Annotated in this window: 16 protein-coding genes; 9 read left to right on the plus strand and 7 right to left on the minus strand. The window is 36.5% G+C overall.

From position 1 onward, the window contains the following. Positions 1–87 precede the first annotated feature (87 nt). Both pulA and DBO93_RS11575 read right to left on the minus strand, forming a co-directional pair. Complete coding sequence (gene pulA, locus DBO93_RS11570; protein ID WP_108457821.1) at positions 88–4,365, minus strand: pullulanase-type alpha-1,6-glucosidase; 4,278 nt, start codon at positions 4,363–4,365, stop codon at positions 88–90. Positions 4,366–4,390: 25 nt separating this feature from the next. Continuing rightward, positions 4,391–7,321 carry a TonB-dependent receptor gene (locus DBO93_RS11575; protein WP_108456485.1) on the minus strand — a complete coding sequence of 977 codons (2,931 nt, stop codon included), beginning with the start codon at positions 7,319–7,321 and terminating at the stop codon, positions 4,391–4,393. Positions 7,322–7,906: 585 nt separating this feature from the next. On the opposite strand from DBO93_RS11575, the gene lgt reads away from it, so the two are divergent. From lgt to yegD, 3 genes are all read left to right on the plus strand, one after another. Further along, positions 7,907–8,695, plus strand: coding sequence for a prolipoprotein diacylglyceryl transferase (lgt, locus tag DBO93_RS11580; protein WP_108456486.1), 789 nt, complete (start codon positions 7,907–7,909; stop codon positions 8,693–8,695). A gap of 31 nt (positions 8,696–8,726) precedes the next feature. Continuing rightward, on the plus strand, positions 8,727–9,506 hold the full coding sequence (locus DBO93_RS11585) for a ribonuclease H family protein (protein WP_108456487.1): 780 nt from the start codon (positions 8,727–8,729) through the stop codon (positions 9,504–9,506). A 302-nt stretch (positions 9,507–9,808) separates the two neighbouring features. Beyond that, on the plus strand, positions 9,809–11,167 hold the full coding sequence (gene yegD / locus DBO93_RS11590; protein WP_108456488.1) for a molecular chaperone: 1,359 nt from the start codon (positions 9,809–9,811) through the stop codon (positions 11,165–11,167). 273 nt (positions 11,168–11,440) lie between these two features. Here the strand turns inward: yegD and DBO93_RS11595 are convergent, their stop codons facing one another. Then, on the minus strand, positions 11,441–13,270 hold the full coding sequence (locus tag DBO93_RS11595) for a GGDEF domain-containing protein (protein ID WP_108456489.1): 1,830 nt from the start codon (positions 13,268–13,270) through the stop codon (positions 11,441–11,443). Between the two features lie 626 nt (positions 13,271–13,896). Between DBO93_RS11595 and DBO93_RS11600 the strand changes: the two genes are divergently transcribed. The 4 genes from DBO93_RS11600 (at position 13,897) to DBO93_RS11615 (ending at position 15,698) form a co-directional block, all read left to right on the plus strand. Then, positions 13,897–14,145, plus strand: a complete 249-nt coding sequence (locus DBO93_RS11600) for a DUF3297 family protein (RefSeq protein WP_108456490.1) — start codon at positions 13,897–13,899, stop codon at positions 14,143–14,145. 261 nt (positions 14,146–14,406) lie between these two features. Next, positions 14,407–14,556 (plus strand): methyl-accepting chemotaxis protein, encoded by a 150-nt coding sequence (locus tag DBO93_RS19110; RefSeq protein WP_275403651.1) that lies wholly within the window; start codon positions 14,407–14,409, stop codon positions 14,554–14,556. A 57-nt stretch (positions 14,557–14,613) separates the two neighbouring features. Further along, the gene (locus tag DBO93_RS11610) at positions 14,614–14,829 is read left to right on the plus strand and encodes a hypothetical protein (RefSeq protein ID WP_108456492.1); all 216 of its coding nucleotides are present in this window, start codon (positions 14,614–14,616) and stop codon (positions 14,827–14,829) included. Positions 14,830–14,948: 119 nt separating this feature from the next. Continuing rightward, entirely contained in the window at positions 14,949–15,698 is a 750-nt protein-coding gene (locus tag DBO93_RS11615) for an SDR family oxidoreductase (RefSeq protein WP_108456493.1), read from the plus strand. Here the strand turns inward: DBO93_RS11615 and DBO93_RS11620 are convergent. Both DBO93_RS11620 and DBO93_RS11625 read right to left on the minus strand, forming a co-directional pair. Then, a complete protein-coding gene (locus DBO93_RS11620; protein WP_108456494.1) occupies positions 15,667–16,158 on the minus strand; it encodes a GNAT family N-acetyltransferase in 492 nt (163 codons plus the stop codon). The two genes, DBO93_RS11615 and DBO93_RS11620, sit on opposite strands and share 32 nt — an antisense overlap. A 61-nt stretch (positions 16,159–16,219) precedes the next feature. Further along, positions 16,220–17,113 (minus strand): LysR family transcriptional regulator ArgP, encoded by an 894-nt coding sequence (locus DBO93_RS11625; protein WP_108456495.1) that lies wholly within the window; start codon positions 17,111–17,113, stop codon positions 16,220–16,222. Between the two features lie 151 nt (positions 17,114–17,264). Here DBO93_RS11625 and DBO93_RS11630 point away from each other — a divergent pair, with 151 nt between their 5' ends. After that, positions 17,265–17,879, plus strand: a complete 615-nt coding sequence (locus tag DBO93_RS11630) for a LysE/ArgO family amino acid transporter (protein WP_108456496.1) — start codon at positions 17,265–17,267, stop codon at positions 17,877–17,879. A 4-nt stretch (positions 17,880–17,883) separates the two neighbouring features. Here the strand turns inward: DBO93_RS11630 and DBO93_RS11635 are convergent, their stop codons facing one another. Continuing rightward, positions 17,884–18,225, minus strand: coding sequence for a Fis family transcriptional regulator (locus DBO93_RS11635; RefSeq protein WP_108456497.1), 342 nt, complete (start codon positions 18,223–18,225; stop codon positions 17,884–17,886). A 356-nt stretch (positions 18,226–18,581) separates the two neighbouring features. Between DBO93_RS11635 and DBO93_RS11640 the strand changes: the two genes are divergently transcribed. Next, the gene (locus DBO93_RS11640; RefSeq protein WP_108456498.1) at positions 18,582–19,955 is read left to right on the plus strand and encodes a hypothetical protein; all 1,374 of its coding nucleotides are present in this window, start codon (positions 18,582–18,584) and stop codon (positions 19,953–19,955) included. A gap of 35 nt (positions 19,956–19,990) precedes the next feature. Here DBO93_RS11640 and fdhD read toward each other — a convergent pair whose 3' ends face one another. Beyond that, complete coding sequence (gene fdhD / locus DBO93_RS11645) at positions 19,991–20,902, minus strand: formate dehydrogenase accessory sulfurtransferase FdhD (protein ID WP_108456499.1); 912 nt, start codon at positions 20,900–20,902, stop codon at positions 19,991–19,993. Positions 20,903–20,978: the final 76 nt, after the last annotated feature.

The raw sequence follows: 20,978 nt of genomic DNA on the forward strand, positions 1-20,978 counted from the left end.
TAGCGATTACTTGAACAATGATAAAAATAAAATAGCGACTAATATTATCGGTTTAAATACCGTTAGCCGCGAGTTTAAATAAAGGCTTTATTTTTTCGTAACCGTTACCGTCGGTGCATTCGGGTTAGGCCCTGTGACCGTAAATACATAGGTTGCTACTTCATCGACAGAAAATGATAAATTATCATTTGATCCTGCTGACAATGTTAAAGATTGATCAAGGTTAACAACCCCTCCATCAGATCCTGCGCCTAAGTTAAAGGTTGACCAATCGGCTGATGCTACTTTAAAACCATAGCTAGCAGCCGCTAATTCAATCTCAACCGAATAGCTTGCATTACCTTGATAAGTTAATGTGTCGACTTCACCCCAACCATTCATATCACCACGAATATATACGCTAGTGTCACCAAACATCTCTGATTTATACACAGAAAGCGTTGGTGCATCCAAATTTGAGGCATCAAAGGTGAATGTGTATTCTTGAGTGTCCGGGAAAGTTATCGTTAAATTATCGTTACTGCTAGGTAATAATAATTGCTCTTCTGTTATAAGCACTTCAGTATCATTCGCTGGTGCGCCCATATTAACTGTCGACCAATCTGCTGAGGCAACTTTGAAACTATAAGTGTCAGCCTCGACAATAAATGTCGCAGAATACTTACCACCACCAACATAGGTGAAAGGGTTTGACTCATTCCAGCCATTCATGTCACCACGAATATACACAGTTGTACCGACAAAAGGCTCTTCATTCTTCACCGTTAATATCGGCGCATCGATATTTGAGGCATCAAGGGTGAAGATATACGTAGAGTCTGCACTAATTGATATCGCTAGGTTGTCGCCACCTGAGGTTAAAGTAAAATCTACACCCTCTTCCACAATATTACCGGTATTGGGTGCACCAAAATTAGCGGTCGACCAATCACCTGAGGCAACTTTAAACTCATAATCGTTTGCCGTTAGTTTAATCGAAGTTTGATATACACCTTCGCCAAGATAAATAAAGGAGTCAACTTCGCCCCAACCATTCATTCCACCGCGCACATAAACTGTAGTGTCACCAAAAGGTACAACATCAGGAGCACCTGCCGTAGCAATTGCTGATAAACCTGCGCCTTGTTGTTCACCTTGTATTTTAACAAATACCGCCGTTGTTAATGCCGGCACAGTGAAAGTGCCCTCTCCTTCGCCTTGGTTAAAACTAGCATTGGCAACTGTGCTATCAACTGAAGCTAATTGCGCACCATGCAAGCTAAAGCCTTCAGCAGTATACACAGTATGCGACAATGCTGTATTTGAACCGTTTACCACCACCACTATTGCATCATTAGCAGGGTCCAAATCATCAAAACCAATACCATCATCAATGCTCATAACAATAAGCCCTTGAGTTTGGTTTTTGCCAATATTATGAAAACCGACACGGTTAACTATATCTGCACTGGTAGTCAGCTTAAATAACGGGCTTGATGTACGAATGTTCAAAAACTCATTAAAGACATTTGAAGCGAACGATATTTCATTCATGCCAACATTACTGTCAGCGTTGAGCCCAAAGCGCAATAAATCTTCGTCGCTACGTCCACCTTTATCGAGTGGTAAGCCTTTATTCCAGTTGTTGCTATTGTAAGTAAAATCAACAAAATTATACCAATCGCCAGCATCATAAGTATTACGGTCTAATGATTTAGAGCGTAAAAAGTCGCCGCCCATTTGTAAAAATGGAATGCCTTGTGAAAATAAGACAATGGATTGAGAAACATTTTGTGCTCTGACTCTATCTTGCATGCCCATGGTAGGTGTAAGGGTAAACTGTAATTGATCCCATAAGCTTTCGTTATCATGCTTTGAGATATAATTAATAACATCTGCAGGGTCTTTAGCGTACATATTCGGTGAAAATGCACTCCCTAAAACACTAGTTCCACTGGCGCTTTTTAAAACATAGTCAGCAAGTGAACCTGCTAGCCCAAGTTTAATAATATCTTGTTGCTTAAATACATCAGTATCTTCGCTGTTGTTACTGAAAAATTTACCACCTCTAATACCATCACGCAGACGATCATTAAAGGTGCCGATTTCAGTACCTGCCATATTAAACTGATTGGCTTGCTCAAAACCGCGGTCATCACGTGTCCAACCTTCACCATAAAAGTGCGTGTCACTATCAATTGTTTGAATAGCATCTCGGGCAGCTAACATTTGTGTTTTACTACCATGGCTCATAATGTCAAATCTAAAACCATCGAAGTTATAATGTTGCGTCCAACTTTTCAGTGAGTCAACCATCAACTTATCCATCATACGATGTTCAAGTGCAGTATCATTACAACAAGTGGATTGAATTACCGCTCCGGTTTCGATTTCACGACTATAATAATAACCCGGTACAACCATATCTAGAACAGAGTTACTTGATATACCTGCAGAGCTGGTATGGTTATAAACAACATCTAAAACAACACGTAAACCTAAGTCATGTAAGGCTTGGATCATAGCTCTCATTTCTATAATACGAGCTACACCATCGGCATCTGAGGCATAAATACCATCAGGTACGTTAAAGTGTTTTGGGTCATAGCCCCAATTAAAACTATCTACATCACGTAATACGTTGATTAAATCAGCGGCATCATTTGAATAAGTGTTATAGCTTTCAAGGACAGAAAACAGTGTTTTATCAGCGCTTTCAACACCACATACAGGTGCTTCGGCTCTAACTGCACAAAGTTCAGCAACGGTATTAGTCAAATCGACAATCTTTGCTGGGTCTTCATCAATAGACGCAATATCATTGGCAGGCAAGAGATGAAAATGGGTTAAACCATTATCAACCAGTTTTTGTAGATGCTGTACCGGTAGAGAGTTTGTTTCGGTAAACGCTAAATACTTACCTCTATTGGCTTCATCCGTACTTTCATCTAAAGCGCTAAAGTCACGAATATGTGCTTCATAAATAACCGCATCTTCATATGATTTAGTGCTGAGAACTTGTTCATTTTCCCAGCCATCAGGCATGAGTTCACTGTCGGCTAAATTAACAAACTGCGAATAATCACCATTAGTAGACAAACCTACAGAGTAAGGGTCTGTTGTTGTTAATGTTTCTACTAGTTGGTTTTGATGATGATATACCGATAATTCAAATTGGTAGAACATACGATCTAAATTAGCATCGCCTTGATATGACCAAATGCCGGTATCAGTATCTTCACTCATTACGGCGCTAGTTAACTTACTTTTATTAGCATCATACATATTAATACTGACACTTTGAGCCGTTGGCGCCCATAATGCGACGCTAATGCCGGTGCTGTTATAGCTAAGGCCCAAGTTGGCTTCATCGGCATCAGCATCACCTTGGGTATATAAATTATCTAATACCTTAGCGGTTTGTATATAAGTTCCAGCAATAGCTTTACCTTCGCTATTGTAACCAACTAAAACTAATTGATTTTTTAATAAACCTTTCGCCGTTTCTTTACTCCAGTCAGCTGAAAACCCAGGCCACTGTGCAACTTGTGGAGCCATTGCTTTTTGTTCATCTGACAAGATAGTTTCAGTCAGAGCTACGATTCTACCGCTAACTACATCGTCGTCATTTGCAGCAATGCCAGCATTAACAGAATGGTGTAACTTAACATCTGTAACTTCTTCTGGTGCATTCCAAACAAAAGTATTGCTGTCAATCCAATGTGCAGAATAACCCGATATTTTCAACGGTTGTACACCCAAGGAAACGACAGGATATTCAAAAACAGAAGCAACACCAGAGAAGGTAAAGTTCATTCGTTGATACGTGGCATCATCTTGTTTAAGTGGCATTTTAAAGTCACCACCGCCCATTTCTTTACCAGCATCATCAGTGCCTTTATGAATAATGAAATTACCACATTCAGTAAAGTCATCTATCAGATTCAAAATCCAATAGGCGCCATAAACAGGATCAACACCGCTATGCACAAGACCACTATCCCAACTTGAAGCTATAGAATCAGGGGCATAGGCGTCACACTCAGGCGTATTCCAATTATGCAGTTTGTATTCATCATAAGCGGCATCTGCTCGATTAAAATAAAGCACAGCTTGGTTTTCACTAGGGAAAAATATTGGTGCTGGTGCATTAGGATCAACACCCACCACACAAGATTCATTTTTTGCATCAGGTACCGTTGGCACCGGACATTGAATAGGCTCAGGTGCCACACAACTATCTCCCGTTGCATTTGGCACCAAAGGCACATCACAAGTTAATAATTGTTGTCCCGATTTAGTTGTTTCTGACCCACCACAGGCTGATAAAATGAACGATATTAAAGTTATAGCCAGCAGCTGTAACATTGAGTTTTTGTTAAACATAAAATTTACTCCATTAACTCTGTGCTTATAACGCATAAGTCAGCCCCAAAAAGAATTGACGACCAAAATACTGCAACGTGCCCGTTTGTGCTTCAAAGCCAAAGTAACTTTTGGTAGGCTCGTCGGTAACATTATTAATTTGGAATACAGCGCCAAAATTTTCATTTATTTGATATGAAGCTTGATAGTCGATAATCATTTCATCGTCGTAATTAACCGTTTGCGCTTCAACCGCCACCTGTTCGGAAACAAAAGCATCGCGATAACGCACATTGACGCGTGTTTCAAAACCTTGATACTCCCAAAAAACGGTCGTTTGAATTACATTTTCGGATAACCCTGGTAACGAAATAGGTAAATTTTGAGCGCCTAACTTAGAAATTTGCTGTATTTCACTTTTTGTATGAGAATAACTAGCGGTAAAGCCTAGGCCCGACCAAAGTTCAGGTAGAAAGGAGAATATTTGCGTATAGGCAACTTCAATACCTTTGATGTATCCGCCTTTATCATCGTTAAATGCCGTTTCAAAATTACCATTTCGAATAGTTAAGGGGACACCACTTAGCGGGTCTATAAATTCATCTGGTACAACTAAACCGTTACCAGCGAAGTCATATTCGCTGATGGTTTGCGTTATAATACCGGCAGACTCAATATCTTTATAAAACACAGCAGCAACGAAAGACCCGTCGGTATCGACAAAGTACTTCTCATAAGACAAATCATATTGATTGGCGTAAAAAGGCTTTAAATGTGGGCTATTCCTGGCATTACCGCTGACCTCTGCGAATGAGCCATTTTCAGTAATTACTTTGTTGATATTGACACTACTGTTTGATGCCAAGCGATCAATATTAGGTCGACTCATTACTTTTGCTGCGGCAATACGTATTTGATCATTATCCGTTAACTTAAAATTCAAGTTCATCTGCGGTAAGTAATCAATGTAACTGTTGCTGATCACCGTCGGTAAATAGCGATTATTAACTAAGCCCACTTCATCGGTAATATTTTGCGCACCGAGTTCAATATCACCACCAACATCCTGTAAAGAAGTCGCTGATTGTTTAGTATCAACCATACGAACACCAATATTACCCGTAACCGGTAAACCACCAATCTCAGTATCAATGTTAGCCATAATGTAGACAGCAAATATATCTTCAAATACTTGACCACTTTCTTTTAGTGTCCAATCAGTATTACCTTCACCTCGACCGGCACCGTTAACAACACCACCTGCCGTGGGTCCCCAAGTTTGCACAGGTTGTGGAATTCCGTTTGGAAACCAAGCATTAAGAACTGCATCTTGATCAAGCGCTAAATAGCTTGGGAAATAAGAAAAGTCTCCTTGCCAATTAACCACAGTGGCCATATCTTCAGTAATATTTAACGGGGGTTCTAATAAATTAAAACCGCTGTCGCTACCATATTCAAAAACAGATCGGTCATTACTGTATTCTCGTTCAGAATATCTTGCGCCAACTTCAATTGAAGAGAAAACATCATTTTCTAATTGGTATTTAAAATCAAGGCGAACAGCGCTTACCTCATCTTTATTTATATAAGGGTAAATGCCATATTTTGAGACCATTACTCGGTTCAAATCAGTAAAAGCATCGGCTTGATTCAAGCCGACATCAGGTAAATTAAGACCATTGAGCAAGTAGTTTATCGATACATTGTTATCAAAGTTAGGTGAGTCAGCATTTGCATCTTCAGCCACTAACGCCCAAATCAAACCATTTCTAAATTCACTTGTAGCGGAAGAATAAGAAAGGTCAACATTCATGTTGAGCCTTTCCGTAATATCCCAATCTGCATTTAAGCCTAGGCTTTTTACTTCATCATAATCAGTATTATCATCATTAACGATTTCTATGCGCGTTGAGCTATTTGACGTTCGATTAAAACTCCCGCCAATAACGGCATTGTTCTCTATAATAGGATTACTAATGGCGGCTTGATCGCCTTCGAGTTTAACGCGATAGCCTCGGGCAAATTCTTCTGAGTCAAATTTAGAATAAAAACCATCAAACTTTAAATTAAAATTATCCGTTGGCTGCCACTCTAGAGTCGCAACGAAACCATCACGGGTTTCTTCACCACCTTTATGTTGTAATTCAAAACCTTCACCAATGTACTCACACTCAGGGCAATCTTCTGGACCGCCAGAATCATTTTCAATGTTATCAACATCTTTAGATTTGCTATACGCTAATCCGACAAATTGTGTGGTGGCACTCGGTTGGAATAAGCGTGCATAACCTAATGCAACGCCAACACTATCATCGAAAAACTTACCTTGATAAGAAACACTAAAACGATGACCGCTAGACGCGGCATCAGGGATATCACCGGCTAAATCATTGAACATACCGCGGGCATTAACGGTAAAAGCATGTGTTTTTTCATTTTTTAATGGACTCGCGGTTTTTAATTCAACGGTACCAGCAACCCCGCCTTCAATAAGCGATACTTTTGGTGATTTATAAACCGCAGCATTAGAAATAAGTTCAGAAGGATATTGGTCAAACTCAACACTACGTTGTCCACTCGTTGAGACCTGTTCGCGACCATTAAGTGTGGTGGAAATAAAACCACCCGACATACCTCTAATGTTAATCTCGGCCGCTTGCCCACCAGTTCTCACCGCAGAAATACCGGGTAAGCGAGTTAATGCATCTGCCATAGACACATCAGGTAAACCGCCTAAATCATCAGCGGTTAGTTGTTCTGAAACCGTATCAGCAAAGCGTTTTTGATTAATCGACTCGATAAGTGAACGCCGAAAACCTGTCACTTCTATCACTTCAATTTCGTTATCTGCTGTGATTCTTTCTGTGATTATAATTTCTTTTTCATCATCAACTTGTTGAGCAAATGCAGCCCCAGTTAACGTTAATAATCCACAAGAAATAGCCAATGCGAGCTTGTTAGGCTTGGATTTAAACATACTAGACATTCCCCTATATTAATCTTGAGTTTTTATTTTTGTTATTAGTTATTTGTTTATTAATTCATCGTCATTAAATTCTTAACAACTTTAATATAGAGAGCTTATTAATCTATGCACAGACTGTGCATACGTATTCAAAAATATCACTAAATGGGTATTAGTTTGTAAAACAACAGGCACTTTCTTAGTGCAATTTGCCTTGGTCCTTAGTTAAATTGGGCAATGAAATAATTATTTCATTCGTTTATTCATCAATCCTGACGATATATACACTTATGATTAATCACTGAATACGTATGCACAGATCTATTTCATAGTCACTAAAACCGGATCTTATAAATAATGTTCTCTATGTTTATTTAACTTACTTACCTCTGTGAGCATTTAATAAATCAATTTAACGCATTTATTCTTTGAACAAGTTTAAAACAAAATTTAACAACCTTTATTTGTCCTTATGCCTTTAGGTAAAATTAATTAACCACAACAACAAGTAGCTTGATAGAATATCGGCATATATGTGGTTAATTAATAAAGAGCCACTTAACATTATTAAACATTAGCAATATTAAGGGTTACGCTTTGCATCATTTAGTTTGGGACTTAGATCCTGTTTTTTTCTCGATTGGGCCATTAACTGTACATTGGTATGGCGTGTTATTCGCCACAGCTATTTTATCTGGCTTGCAAGTAATGAAGTGGATTTTTCAAAGCGAAAAGCAAGATTTGGCCGCATTAGATAATTTGTTGGTTTACATAGTGATAGGCGTAATTGTGGGTGCTCGCTTAGGACACTGTTTCTTTTATGAACCGGGTTATTACTTTGCTAATCCGCTGAAAATATTAGCCATTTGGGAAGGCGGACTAGCAAGCCACGGCGGTGGATTAGGCGCTATTATCGCAGCAGGTATTTATAGTAAAAAGTATCAAATGAACTTTCTTTGGTTACTCGACAGACTTGCCATTTGTACCGCTTTATTTGGTTTTTTCGTTCGAAGTGCAAACTTTGTCAACTCAGAGATTTTAGGCACACCAAGTAATGTACCTTGGGCTGTAATTTTCGCCCGTATCGATAACGTTGCCCGACACCCTTCTCAACTCTACGAAGCTTTTGCTTATTTAAGTATATTTTTTGTTTTGATGTTTATTTATAAGATTAAAAAAGCACAAACACCAAAAGGTTCTATTTTAGGTATTTTCTTAATTTTAATTTTTACCGCACGCTTTCTTATTGAAATGTTGAAAGAAAAACAAGCATCTTATACCGCTGACATTGCGTTAACTGCAGGACAAATGTTGAGTATTCCATTTTTTATCGCGGGTATATTGTTAGTTATTTGGTCAGTTAAAAACAACAACAAAACTAATTAAGATTAAACATTAAGGTTATGGTTAACATTTTATGAGTAAAAAATATTACGTAGTATGGAAAGGCGCTAAAACAGGCGTATTTGAACAATGGAATGATGTTAAAAACCACACCCAAGGACGTGCAGATGCACAATATATGGGTTTTCCATCAAAGGCAGAAGCTGAAGCTGCTTTTCAGTCAACTTACACTAAAGCATTGACCAAGCGTTCAATGAGCAAAGATGGCACAACTAAGCCAACAGCTTCCGCCGCTTATGTTAAAGCTGAGACAAGCCCTGTATCAGCTAAAGTTTCCGACATTAATATTTACTGCGATGGTGCATGCTCACCTAATCCAGGCAAGTCTGGTACCGGCATGGCAGTTTATCATCAGCAAAAGCTAGTAGAACTTTGGTATGGTTTATACGAGCCTATGGGCACCAATAATACTGCAGAGCTTAATGGCATGCTTGCAGCTTTTAAATATGCTCAAGGTCATATTGCACAAGGTAAAACAGTACAAGTACTGTCTGACTCTAAGTATTCAATTGAATGCATTACTAAATGGGCAAAAGGATGGCAAGCTAAAGGCTGGACACGTGGTAAAGGTGAAGAGATTAAAAACCTTGAGGTTATTAAGCAATGTTTTACCCTTTACCAAGCACTAAAAAATAATTTGATTATTAGTCATGTTAAAGGCCACTCAAATAATGAAGGGAATGAACTTTCAGACAGAATGGCAGTGTTAGCCAGAGTAAAGTGCACTAAAGGCTTTGTGCAATATCAAGAAACGCTAGATATTAAAACTATATTAGCTATGACGTCTGGTTAGATTTGTAACAACCTGCTACACATAAAATAATTAAAGGTAGTTAATTCTACTTTTAATTATTTTTCTTAAATCAAAGCTCTATTATTATATAACGTTAATATATTGTTATAACTTTCCCTCCACATTAGCTAACGCGATTTATTCTCTACCAATGATTTGAAAACACTTATTTAAAACATATATTTAAAACAAAGCTTTAAAGCACGCTTAAAAAGTAGTTTTACCTGTGCAGGGCTTAAAATACCTTGCCTAGTGACCAATATATCAGTATTCTACGCGGCCTTTTTATCACTGGAGTTCACATGATTGGATTTGATTACGGCACCTCAAATTGCGCTGTCGGCGTTATGGAAAACAACAGCCCAAAACTGTTGTCTTTAGGTGATCATGGTCGTTATATTTCGTCAAGCTTGTATGCACCAAGTCGCGACGTTATTGTTAACTGGTTGCACAAAAACCTTTCAGAATCTGAGCAATTAAATTTTCAACTACAACGAAAGAATCAATTACAAAAGGGTAAAAATTCAATTCGTGAGTTAACTCTTGACGGTTACCCTACTGATCTGTCGTTCGGTCAACAAGCATTAAACAATTATCTGCAAGAGCCTGACGAAGGCTATTACATAAAATCACCTAAATCGTTTCTAGGTGCCAGCGGCTTACTACCCCAACAAATCGAATTATTTGAAGATATCGTTGCTGCAATGATGAGTAACGTAAAAAGTCTGACTGAAACTGTATTAGGCAGAAGTGTAAGTCAAACCGTTATCGGCCGCCCGATTAATTTTCAAGGTTTACGTGGTGAAGAGAGTAACCAACAAGCCATAAAAATTCTAACAAATGCGGCTAAGCGAGTTGGCTTTAAAGATGTTGAATTTCAATTTGAACCTGTAGCTGCTGGTTTTGAATATGAAGCAAGCCTAACGAGCGAAACGAAAGTTTTAGTGGTCGATATTGGTGGTGGAACTACTGATTGCTCTATGCTTTTAATGGGACCTAAACAAGCATTATTAACAGATAGAGCCCGCGACCTGCTAAGCCACAGCGGCGAACGTGTTGGCGGTAATGATTTCGACATTGCTTTTGCGCTTAAGGGGATTATGCCTAGCTTTGGTTTAAATAGTTTACTTAAATCCGGAAAACCGATGCCAAGCAATAGTTACTGGCAAGCAATGGCAATTAACAACATTAACCATCAAACTGAGTTCTACAGTGCCGCTAACACTCGCTTTTTAGAGCAGCTTATACGTGATTCAGAAAACCCAGAACTATTAACGCGTTTATTGACCGTTCAACAACAAAAGTTGAGTTACCGTGTGGTCAATGCTGCTGAGCAAAGTAAGATTGGCTTAACTGAAACAAGTGAGCAAAAAATAGATTTATCTGATATCGATAACGGACTCAATATTAAGCTAAACAATGAGGACTTTGAAACGGCATGTAAACGTGAACTAAATGCTATTGCGGTACTAATGACAGACGCTATTACGCAGGCAAATTGCCAGCCAGATGTGGTTTTTGTCACCGGCGGTAGTGCTAAATCACCAGTGCTAAATACATTTTTACAAAAGCAATTTCAAGATATACCGATTGTAATTGGCGATCATTTTGGTAGTGTTACCGCTGGTTTAACCCGTTGGGCAAAAACGATATACGCATAACATTACTAGATAGTTGCTCAGTAAATAAAGAGATAAACGATTGAGATAAATATCATTTTATACCATCAAGTAATGCGATTAAGCTGATGGTATAAAATGAAGCTTTAAACACAAGACAAGATACTATCGAGAATAAAGCACCACGAATTAATATCAATATAATTAGTGGGCTCATAATATACTTCAGCTTAAAGAAATTGCTTAAAGAACTCACCTAAAGATGAACTTACAAAGCTCAAAGCCTAGGCTGAGGTAAATAGCACATAAGCTAACTTAAACTTCTACGACCCTATTCCTACCCAAGTCTTTTGCCTTATAAAGCGCATTATCTAATTTTTGATATAGCATTTCAAAACTCGATGTAGAGTTTTCAACATAAGTTATTGAGAAGCTAGCGGTAATAGTTAGTTTTTCGCCACTATCTAAAAACATAGTATTATTTTCGAAGCTACTTCGAATGCGCTCGACAATAATTTGTGCAGAGATTTTTTCTAAATCTTTTAAGCACACAATAAATTCTTCACCTCCAACTCTACCAAAGAGGTCTTGTTGCCTGACATTCATTTTAGTTAATTTAACTATATGTCTCAGTGCTTTATCGCCACAAATATGTGAATACTTATCATTGATTGATTTAAATTCATCCAAATCAAATAAAATAATAGCGTGAACATCATTATTTTGGGTGTGTTTAAGATTGTTTATTTGTTCGAATATTGCACGTCTATTGAAAATACGTGTTAACTCGTCGGTTTCTGATAATATTGTTTGTTTGTTTTTTAGATGCCACACGTATAGGCAAATAGCGATTAACAAAAAAATAAATACACCGGACAAGAGTAATGTGACTTTTGACTGTTCTAATTTAGTAGAGATCAAGCCAAGTTCTAGGGCAACAATATCTTGTTGTAACTCAGCAAAACCTAGAATAGATACAGAGTTTTGATGGCTGTTTAAAGAATTTTGCTTGATATCAATATACGTTTCAAAATATTGTTGAGCTAAATGAGTTTGGTTTTGAGCAATATAATATTTAATTAAAAACTCGTAAAGATACTGCAAATTTGTCTCATTGGTTTGCTCAATTAATAACTCTTTATTCAAAATAAACTCATTAATACATTCAATTCTATTATTTTCTAAACACGCAATAGCCTTAAAAAGCATCATTTTATTATTTTTATAGCGCGCTTCGGTACTATTTTGATAAGGTTCGAAATTATCTAGAAGAGTTAACATTTTATCGAATTTTTTTTCTATGTAGGCAAACTTTATTTTTAAAGTCAGTAATAAAACTTGGTAATATTGATAATCCATAAGCAAATTTTTACTTAATTCAAACTTTTTAAAATATTGTTTACTTTCTTTAAACTCTCCTGCATCAATCAACTCTGTTGCTATTGCATAATATGTCCAATGCAAATCGGAATCGTCAGTTATGAAAGACAACTGTCTTTTATAAGCGTTTGCCGCAAGACTAAATTGACCGATAGAAGAATAAATTTCAGCTATAGAAATGTATATATTACCAACAAAAAAATCATCACCTTTATTTAATTGTTGTAACCTAACAAAGGTTCTTATTTTTTCGACCGGCGTTAATTCAGAGCAATACTGAACATCAGCCATATCTAAATATTTTAAAAAAACTTGTGATACATTCTTTAATTTAAGTCGATTTTCATATAAAAAATCACATGCTTTTTTGGGTGAGTAACGATAATAAAACAATGTCAAATCATAAATAGCGATGCTTAAAATATTATGGTTAATTTCATCAATAGGTAGAAGTGTAATATTTTTCAACTGCCTTAAGTAATCTTCACTCATGCCAAATTCACAAAAAATAGCTTTAGATTTTTGCCAGAGTAGTTTCGAGCGTGCTTGATTAGATAAATTTGGTGAGTTAGCTAAGAAAGATTCAACTTTATCACTTAGTACACTATCCACAGGACATACATAATTATGAGATGGTTGAATGCTATTTAATGTAATGCTCAAATCATTGGCAAAAGCAGAGTTAATAGAAATTAAATAAATGACAAATAACATCAACATTCTATTTACTAGTGTATGAATTCCGTTCAAAGTTTTTCTTTCCATTCTTTTATCATATAAAAAAACACTTATTTATCACCTTAAAAATGATACTTGAGGTCAGTGAGGAGTCTGGTCAAAATATAAATACACATCCATGAAATACAAACCAAGAAGAAATTTTTACAAATGAGTAAAGAAATTTACATGGTAGACTTAATTATTATAGATATTTAGTTAACTACCTGTAATAAAAATAGTTTTAGTTAGTTAATCAAAAACACCATTAGATTTAGCTATAAAATGTATACTTGGTCTTTTATGTAAATTGCTTTTATAGTCTTTATAGAATGAAATTTATATAGCTAGTTTAAATAACTTACCTAAGTGTTATAAAAATTACAACCAAGATTAACGTAATAGTTAGTATTAACAGAAGGTTAACATAAAGAACAGGCTTAAATAAATTAACATTATTGGCTGGTCATATTGATAGGATAAAAACAATATTTCACTGTCTAAGGTTTACTGTAATGCCCTACACTCCAGAATAATATTGATTGTTCTTTTAAAGCGACACTAGAGCTAAGCGTATTATTAAAATTAATACGTTAAAAATCAACTTTCAGTACTTGAGCGACACAGCTATATTGCCTACAATAACGCACTTTTATCAATTACAGAAATATATAATGACCGATACAAACACCCAACCTACTTTACCTGACCGTCTTTCTATTAATCCACGTAGCCCACATCATGTCGCTGCCGTTTTTGAACATGAAATTGGTATAAAAATCAATGGTAAAGAACGATTTGATGTTGAAGAATATTGTATTAGCGAAGGTTGGATAAAAGTTGCAGCGGCTAAAGCCTTAGATCGCCGTGGACAACCCCTTTTAGTGTCAGTTAAAGGTACTGTTGAAGCATTTTATCGTTAAAATTTATAATGATATTAGATAAGACTATTTCCTTAACTAGTCAAACTAAATAGGGCCAGACCAATAAAGAATTTCTCTTTGGCCCTTTCAAATTTTCCCATCAAATTTTCCCATCAAATTTTCCCATCAAATTAGTATCTATAATTATTTTCAATTTGAACCCAGCTACGGCTAACGCTAAAAATATTAAATTAGTCGCTTACAATTTCTTTTTAAATGGCTTTCAAAACGAATAGATATTCGTATTACAGACCAGTGAATATGCCCTCAAAACAGGCCAATTTTAAATTTATATGCTTATTTATAGACAGCTTATCTGTTAACAACCTATTTGCACTCAACGCAGCAATATCGTTAGCAAGAGTTGGGAAGCAAGAAAAAGGTTTTGCGGTTGTTGCTGATGAAGTTTGAAGTTTGGCAGGTCGCCCCAAAACCTCTACTCAAGATATCAGCAATTAAATTGACAACTTGCAAATCGATGTAAATAAAGCAGTAGAAACACTGGATGCCAATAAAAATTCAATTACCAATACTATAGATAAAACAAGCACTAGCTTCGAAAGACTCTCTCAAACAAAAGCAAGTATCGAAATAATGAGCGAAAGTATAGATCAGGTAGCAATAGCAGCCAAAAAACAAGAACTTGCAGAAGAAGATATTAAGATTCGCTTACTATCAATTTAAGATAGTAGTATTGCCTTAGCTGAGTTAGGGCAGAAATTACAAAAAATAGTATTGACTCCAAAGTGGTCGCTGAATAGATTAAAGTGCTAAGATATTTAATTTATTGGCGTTAGTTAACAATGACAACACAAAGCAACCAAAACAGTCAAAACAGTCAAAACAATCAACATACACCTAAAGTGGCGCTAATTATTGGCGCTAGCGGTTTAGTCGGGCAGCATTTGTTGTTAAAATTATTAGCCAGTAACCATTACAGTCAAGTGATTGCCTTGGTGCGTAATCCGCTGCCAATTAGCCACACTAAACTGATACAAAAGAAAATCGATTTCGAAAATTTAGCTAACGAGTTAAGTCAATTATCACAGCCTTTAATAAAGCAGGAAAACACCTCGGATAAAGAAAATTTTCCATCAAAAGTTGATCATATATTTTTTACGTTAGGCAGTACGATAAAAAAAGCAGGCTCTAAATCAGCCTTTAATCAAATTGATTATTTATACCCTTTAATTATCGCCAAGCACTTTTACCAACAACACACCGCGTTATTTGCCATCGTAACGGCTATGGCAGCTAATGAATCCTCTTCGCTATTTTATAATCAAGTTAAAGGAAAAGTAGAGTTAGCGTTACGTGATATTGGTTATCAACATCTTGGGCTATTTCGCCCTTCAATGTTAGCGGGTCATCGTGATGAGTTTAGGCTTGGTGAGCAATTAGGAAGCCTAATAATGAAAGCGTTCGCTTTTATGATCCCTAAAAAGTATCAGTTGATTCAAGCAGAAAAGGTGGCAAATGCTATGTTAGCTTACGCTGAGCATCCGCCATCAGGTATTACAATTATTCAGTCAGATCAGCTGCAAAGTTACTAAGGGTTTTACCTGTCATACGATAACCAACCCACTCTTCTTGCGCGACAGCTCCTAGAGAATGATAAAACTCTCTTGAAGGCGTATTCCAATCTAGGCAACTCCACTCAAATCTTGCGCAATCTTTTTCAACAGCAATTTTAGCCATTGCTTTTAGAAGTTTAACACCTGCACCTTTGCCTCGAAACTCTGGCATTACGTATAAGTCTTCTAGATAAAGGCCCGATTTTGCTAACCAAGTAGAATAATTAAAAAAGTAAATAGCTGAGCCAACCGGCACACCATCAAGTTCACAAATTAAAGCATAAACATGACTATTTTCAGTAAAAATACTGTCTTTAATCGTTTGCTCTGTCGCGAGTACTTCGTGTTCAGCTTTTTCATAAATAGCGAGATCGATAATAAATTTAAATAATATACTAGTATCTTCTGCTGTTGCTTTTCTTACGACTAAATTGCTCACGTTTATTCCTGATTAATTTTTTTGTTGGCTGAATAGTAAATGCATATAATATTAAATACCATTATTGATTACTCAGCGCGTGCTGAGCTCGTAAAATTATAGCGTTTGAGAACGCTTTAAATACTCCTTTTAGTAATACCCAATGATGCCAGTATAGTGGTCTTACAATGGTATGTTCTGGCAATAAATTGATCAGCTCTCCTGAGGCAAGTTCTGCTTGTATTTGCAACTTTGGGATCAAGCAATATGCAATGCCGTGTTTAGCAAAGTTAACAAAAGCCTCTGAAGACCTTACAGTATGGCATGGGTAAGCGCCTCCTTTTAAGCCAAAAATGCGCTCAATATATTTAATATGCATATCATCTTTTTGATCATAAGCTACAGCCGGTGCTGTCGCCAGTGCCTGAACATTAATACCCTGAGGAAAATAGCGTGAAATGAAGCCAGGGGAAGCGACTAATAAATACTGCATATCGCCTAGTTTTTCTAATGTACAACCGGGTAAAGCTTGAGCATGGGTACTCAAGGCACCAAAAACCTCCCCGTCTTTTAAATAATTAATGGTTCTATTTTCATCAGCAAGACGAAAATTCACGGCAAGATTATATTCATGACAAACATCACCAATGGCAGGAATTAACCAAGTAGCTAGGCTATCTGCATTACTGGCAATATTCGCTGTTATAGTTTCATTTTTTTTATCACCAGAAAGATCAGGAATAATATCCTGTTCGAGTAATTTAACTTGTTGATAATGAGCTAGTAATTTTTTACCAATATGGGTAGCTACTATAGGCTGAGATCGGATTAATACGGGCTGACCTATAGCATGCTCTAAGCTTTTAATCCGCTGAGATACTGCCGATTGTGTAATAGCTAAAACTGATGCCGCTTTATCAAAATTTTGTTCATCGACCACCACACTCAGTGCATGCAACAATTTGTAATCTAGCAAGGCTACTTACTCCTATATCGTAATTAATTTAATTACCGCACTCAACATTAGCAAAACTAATCAAAGATGAAAAACATTAATTATATTTATATATCATTGTAAGTTAAATTAACCATATTCGCTCAACAGACAATAATATTTAGGTGCAAAAATGTTTTCCCCACTTCTTCAAGGCCTGTTTTTAGGAAGTAGTATGATTATTCCGCTTGGTGCGCAAAATTCTCATGTACTTAATCATGGTATCAACAGAAATCATCACTTTTTAGCGGCCTCAGTGTGTATGCTATGTGATGTAATACTTATTGCACTGGGTGTGTTTGGTGGTGCTAAGCTTATTGCTACTTCACCAAACTTAGTAATAGCTATTTCTTGGGGAGGGATATTGTTTTTATGTGGATATGCCGCAATGTCTTTTCGCCAAGCTTGGCTTAATAACTATCATAAATTGCAAAACAAAGCGGTAAAAGCAAATAATAAACCTTGGCTAGTTATTGCTTCTACATTAGCTGTAACACTATTAAACCCACATGTTTATCTAGATACTGTATTAATATTGGGTAGTGTAGGAGGAAAATTCGAGGGTAATGAAAAAGTCGCTTTTGCTTTAGGTACTATGTTGGCATCTATACTTTGGTTTTATAGTTTAGCGGGAGCCGCAGCTAAAATGTCACCTTGGTTGAATCAAGCTAAGATTAAAAGAATGATAGACATAGTCGTTGGGCTAATTATGTGCGCAATAGCGTGGTCATTATTTAAGAGCTTATAGTGAACTAGGCAAGTCTTTTGCGCCAATTTCCACCATGATACAAGGTGCAATTCTCCTCGCTGTCTAGCTCTATTTGATTTTGTGCATTTTTTAACTCAACACCAATATCAACCAGACTTTTAGTAATCATTATCGCTAAGCTATCCTTATTACTTGATTTTAAATAATGCGCTAGCTTGGCGTTACGATCAAAAACACAAACAACTTTTAAGCTTTCAGGAAAGTTATCAAAATTAACGGTATGGGTTAACCATTCAAAGCCATCAATATCTTCTAGCGCTGAATGACAAACTTGAGTGAGTGCTTTAACAATCTGATTATCTAATTTTTTATCTGATTTACGCATTGGTTCTCAACATAATTTTGTAACATCATGGGCTAATTTAATTTTAGCTTGCATTTATACAGTATCTATAAAAAATATTATACACGGCTTTTTTAATGGGTGTTTAAATCAAGCACAACAACACCGCTGTCCCACCCCTTATTGAGAAAGCGAATAAGATATTTAAGGTGAATAATTTACCTTGAAACAGTAACTAAGTTAATTAAAAAACATACTATGTTAATCATTAATTTATAGCTATTTTAGGTTAAATTAATTCAACTATAAGTAAATAATATCTTTATGAAAATAACATATTTTCAGGCATAATTAGTACTCCTGTTATGGCAATAAACTGAAAGGAGCAGAGGATATAAGTGAAAAACACCAAACTTACTCAAGACGAAAACCTATCCATAAAGGTCAGCTACCAGTTATTGCCGAATGATCATCAACGACTAGATTTATACTTTTCTTTGCCGGTTGAAATGGGTATTGGTCCTAAAACCTTAGCCGAAGAACATTACTTTCATAGCAGTATTGAAAGCCACAGCGCCTATTACTCAGACCAGCTGCACATACCATTAGTGAGAAGCCGCTTTATCAGTCAAACAAAAGGTGAGCAAAGTGATTATCGGCTTAACCTTAATTTATTTTCTTATCAAATTAGAATCGCTCTCGATAATGATATAAAACAAACCATTAAACTTAGAGAAAGTGAAAGCTTTTATCCTCAAGCTATCGTACTAGCTGAACAAATTTCAGGTTTATTAAAAAAGCTAAGAAGGTACACTCCACCTGATAAAAAATTAAGCCCTTTTTTTGAAAATGCTGATAATTATCTTAGCTGGCAAGTAGAGCAGTCTTTTTTAAGGCTATTATCTCGTGGCCCTAAAAGTAGCGACTTTACCACTGAGAGAAACTTTTTATTTGCTCTTTGCCGCAGTGAGAATGAGTACCGAGAAACAAACCAATATAACTCGCAAACAACCTTAGATGATCCTAATCGTATTACCAATAAAATGCGTTTGCTACAAAGGCTAATTGAATACGGCGTAGTATTGCAGCAAGAAGTTAAAAGCCTTAATCAAAATTTAAAACGTATTGTTAGTGGCTCAGTAACGACCATTATTATGGCTTTTGTCATGATGTTAGTGCTCAATGCGCGTGCTAACTTTACTGAAGTCACTATTGCTCTAGTGGGCATGTTAGGTTTTATTTATGGATTAAGGGAAATATTTAAAGATGATATTACCCGAGTCATTTGGCGAAGCATTCAAAGAGGCTTACCCAAGTGGAGAAATATATACACCAACAGTGTTAATAAAACTCGCATTGCAAGCCAAACCATTTGGCTAGAATACATACGAGATAAAGATTTACCCAAACAAGTTAATAAGTTATTTCAAAATAGGCGTCATCAAAACAAACAGGCAGCGCAATTACTGCATTTTAGAAGTGACACTAAGGTAAATGCAAAAAGCTTTATGCCCGGCTACGATGAAATCCAACAACGTATATTTTTTAACCTTACCCCCTTTATTCGTTTTCTAAAAAAAGGTGAAGGTCGCTTATATTCGCTCGATGGCAGTAAAATAACAAAACAAGCGGTTGAGCGTCGCTACCAAATAAACGTGGTATTAATGCAAACAGATAAACAAGATTTGCAACGTATGCAAAGATATAAAATAACCTTGAACCGTTCAACTATTGTTAATATTGAAGCAATGAAAGCCGATGACGATGATTAACACTAAGGTAAATGCTATTAGGGTCGTTATTGCCTTTAACCTTTTTCGACCAAAGGCATCAAACGCCAATCGCCGTGATAAAGGTTAAAACTACTGTTTTTAGTGAAACCAATTAACGTTAAATTAAATCTTTTAGCGGCTAAAATTGCTAATTCAGAAGGTGCGCCAACCGCAATTAACACAGCAACGCCAGCCATAACCGTTTTTTGTACGATCTCAAAGCTTATACGGCCACTCACTAAAATACTGTATTGAGACTGACTAATATGGCGATGCATTAAGCTCGCGCCAAGTAATTTATCTAATGCATTGTGACGACCAATGTCTTCCTTTATATCGACCAGCACTCCTTGCTTATTAAATAAAGCTGCAGCATGAGAGCCACCCGTTTGTACAAATTGAGACTGCGCTGCTCGCATAATTTTTGGCATAGCAGAAATAACCTCAAACGCTAACCAATGTTGGTTTTCATCTAAGCTTGGTGGGGTTTTCATTTCCAATGACTTCAACGAGGTAGTACCACACAAGCCACAACTACTATAAGTTACTTGAAAACGCTCAAGTGATTTAATATCCGGTATAACCCCAGCTTTTAGTTTAACTTCCCATTGATTTTCAATACTGACTTCACTTGAAGCTTGATCATCTAGCTGTTCAGGTAAAATACTGTCAATTTGTTGAAAGTGCTGAATAACGGCTTCTGATTGTAACAAACCGATGATCAGAGATTTATCGTCACCCGGCGTGCGCATAGTAATGGAAAATATTTGGCTTTGATAAGGTTCGTCATTACCTAGCTGCCATTTCAAACGTATTTGTAACGGTTGCTCTATTATGACTTGATCTAGCTGCAGAGTTTTACCTTCTGCACTATATCGAAACTTGGTCAGTTCTTTTGTCGCAAGACTTGCTGGAGGGTGTTGCTGTTTAGTAATGTTTTTGCCCATAGCAAAATAAAACCTTTATTGAATATAGTTTTCAGCAAATAATACAAAATAGTAACTTACCATTTTTGACTTTTAC

Source organism: Colwellia sp. Arc7-D, from assembly GCF_003061515.1.
Taxonomy (GTDB): domain Bacteria; phylum Pseudomonadota; class Gammaproteobacteria; order Enterobacterales; family Alteromonadaceae; genus Cognaticolwellia.

Bases quoted from the DNA above. Each gene is read 5' to 3' on its own strand.
- pulA (WP_108457821.1), bottom strand. From the start codon at position 4,365: ATGTTTAACAAAAACTCAATGTTACAGCTGCTGGCTATAACTTTAATA.
- DBO93_RS11575 (WP_108456485.1), bottom strand. From the start codon at position 7,321: ATGTTTAAATCCAAGCCTAACAAGCTCGCATTGGCTATTTCTTGTGGA.
- DBO93_RS11585 (WP_108456487.1), top strand. From the start codon at position 8,727: ATGAGTAAAAAATATTACGTAGTATGGAAAGGCGCTAAAACAGGCGTA.
- yegD (WP_108456488.1), top strand. From the start codon at position 9,809: ATGATTGGATTTGATTACGGCACCTCAAATTGCGCTGTCGGCGTTATG.
- DBO93_RS11595 (WP_108456489.1), bottom strand. From the start codon at position 13,270: ATGGAAAGAAAAACTTTGAACGGAATTCATACACTAGTAAATAGAATG.
- DBO93_RS11600 (WP_108456490.1), top strand. From the start codon at position 13,897: ATGACCGATACAAACACCCAACCTACTTTACCTGACCGTCTTTCTATT.
- DBO93_RS19110 (WP_275403651.1), top strand. From the start codon at position 14,407: ATGCCCTCAAAACAGGCCAATTTTAAATTTATATGCTTATTTATAGAC.
- DBO93_RS11615 (WP_108456493.1), top strand. From the start codon at position 14,949: ATGACAACACAAAGCAACCAAAACAGTCAAAACAGTCAAAACAATCAA.
- DBO93_RS11630 (WP_108456496.1), top strand. From the start codon at position 17,265: ATGTTTTCCCCACTTCTTCAAGGCCTGTTTTTAGGAAGTAGTATGATT.
- DBO93_RS11635 (WP_108456497.1), bottom strand. From the start codon at position 18,225: ATGCGTAAATCAGATAAAAAATTAGATAATCAGATTGTTAAAGCACTC.
- fdhD (WP_108456499.1), bottom strand. From the start codon at position 20,902: ATGGGCAAAAACATTACTAAACAGCAACACCCTCCAGCAAGTCTTGCG.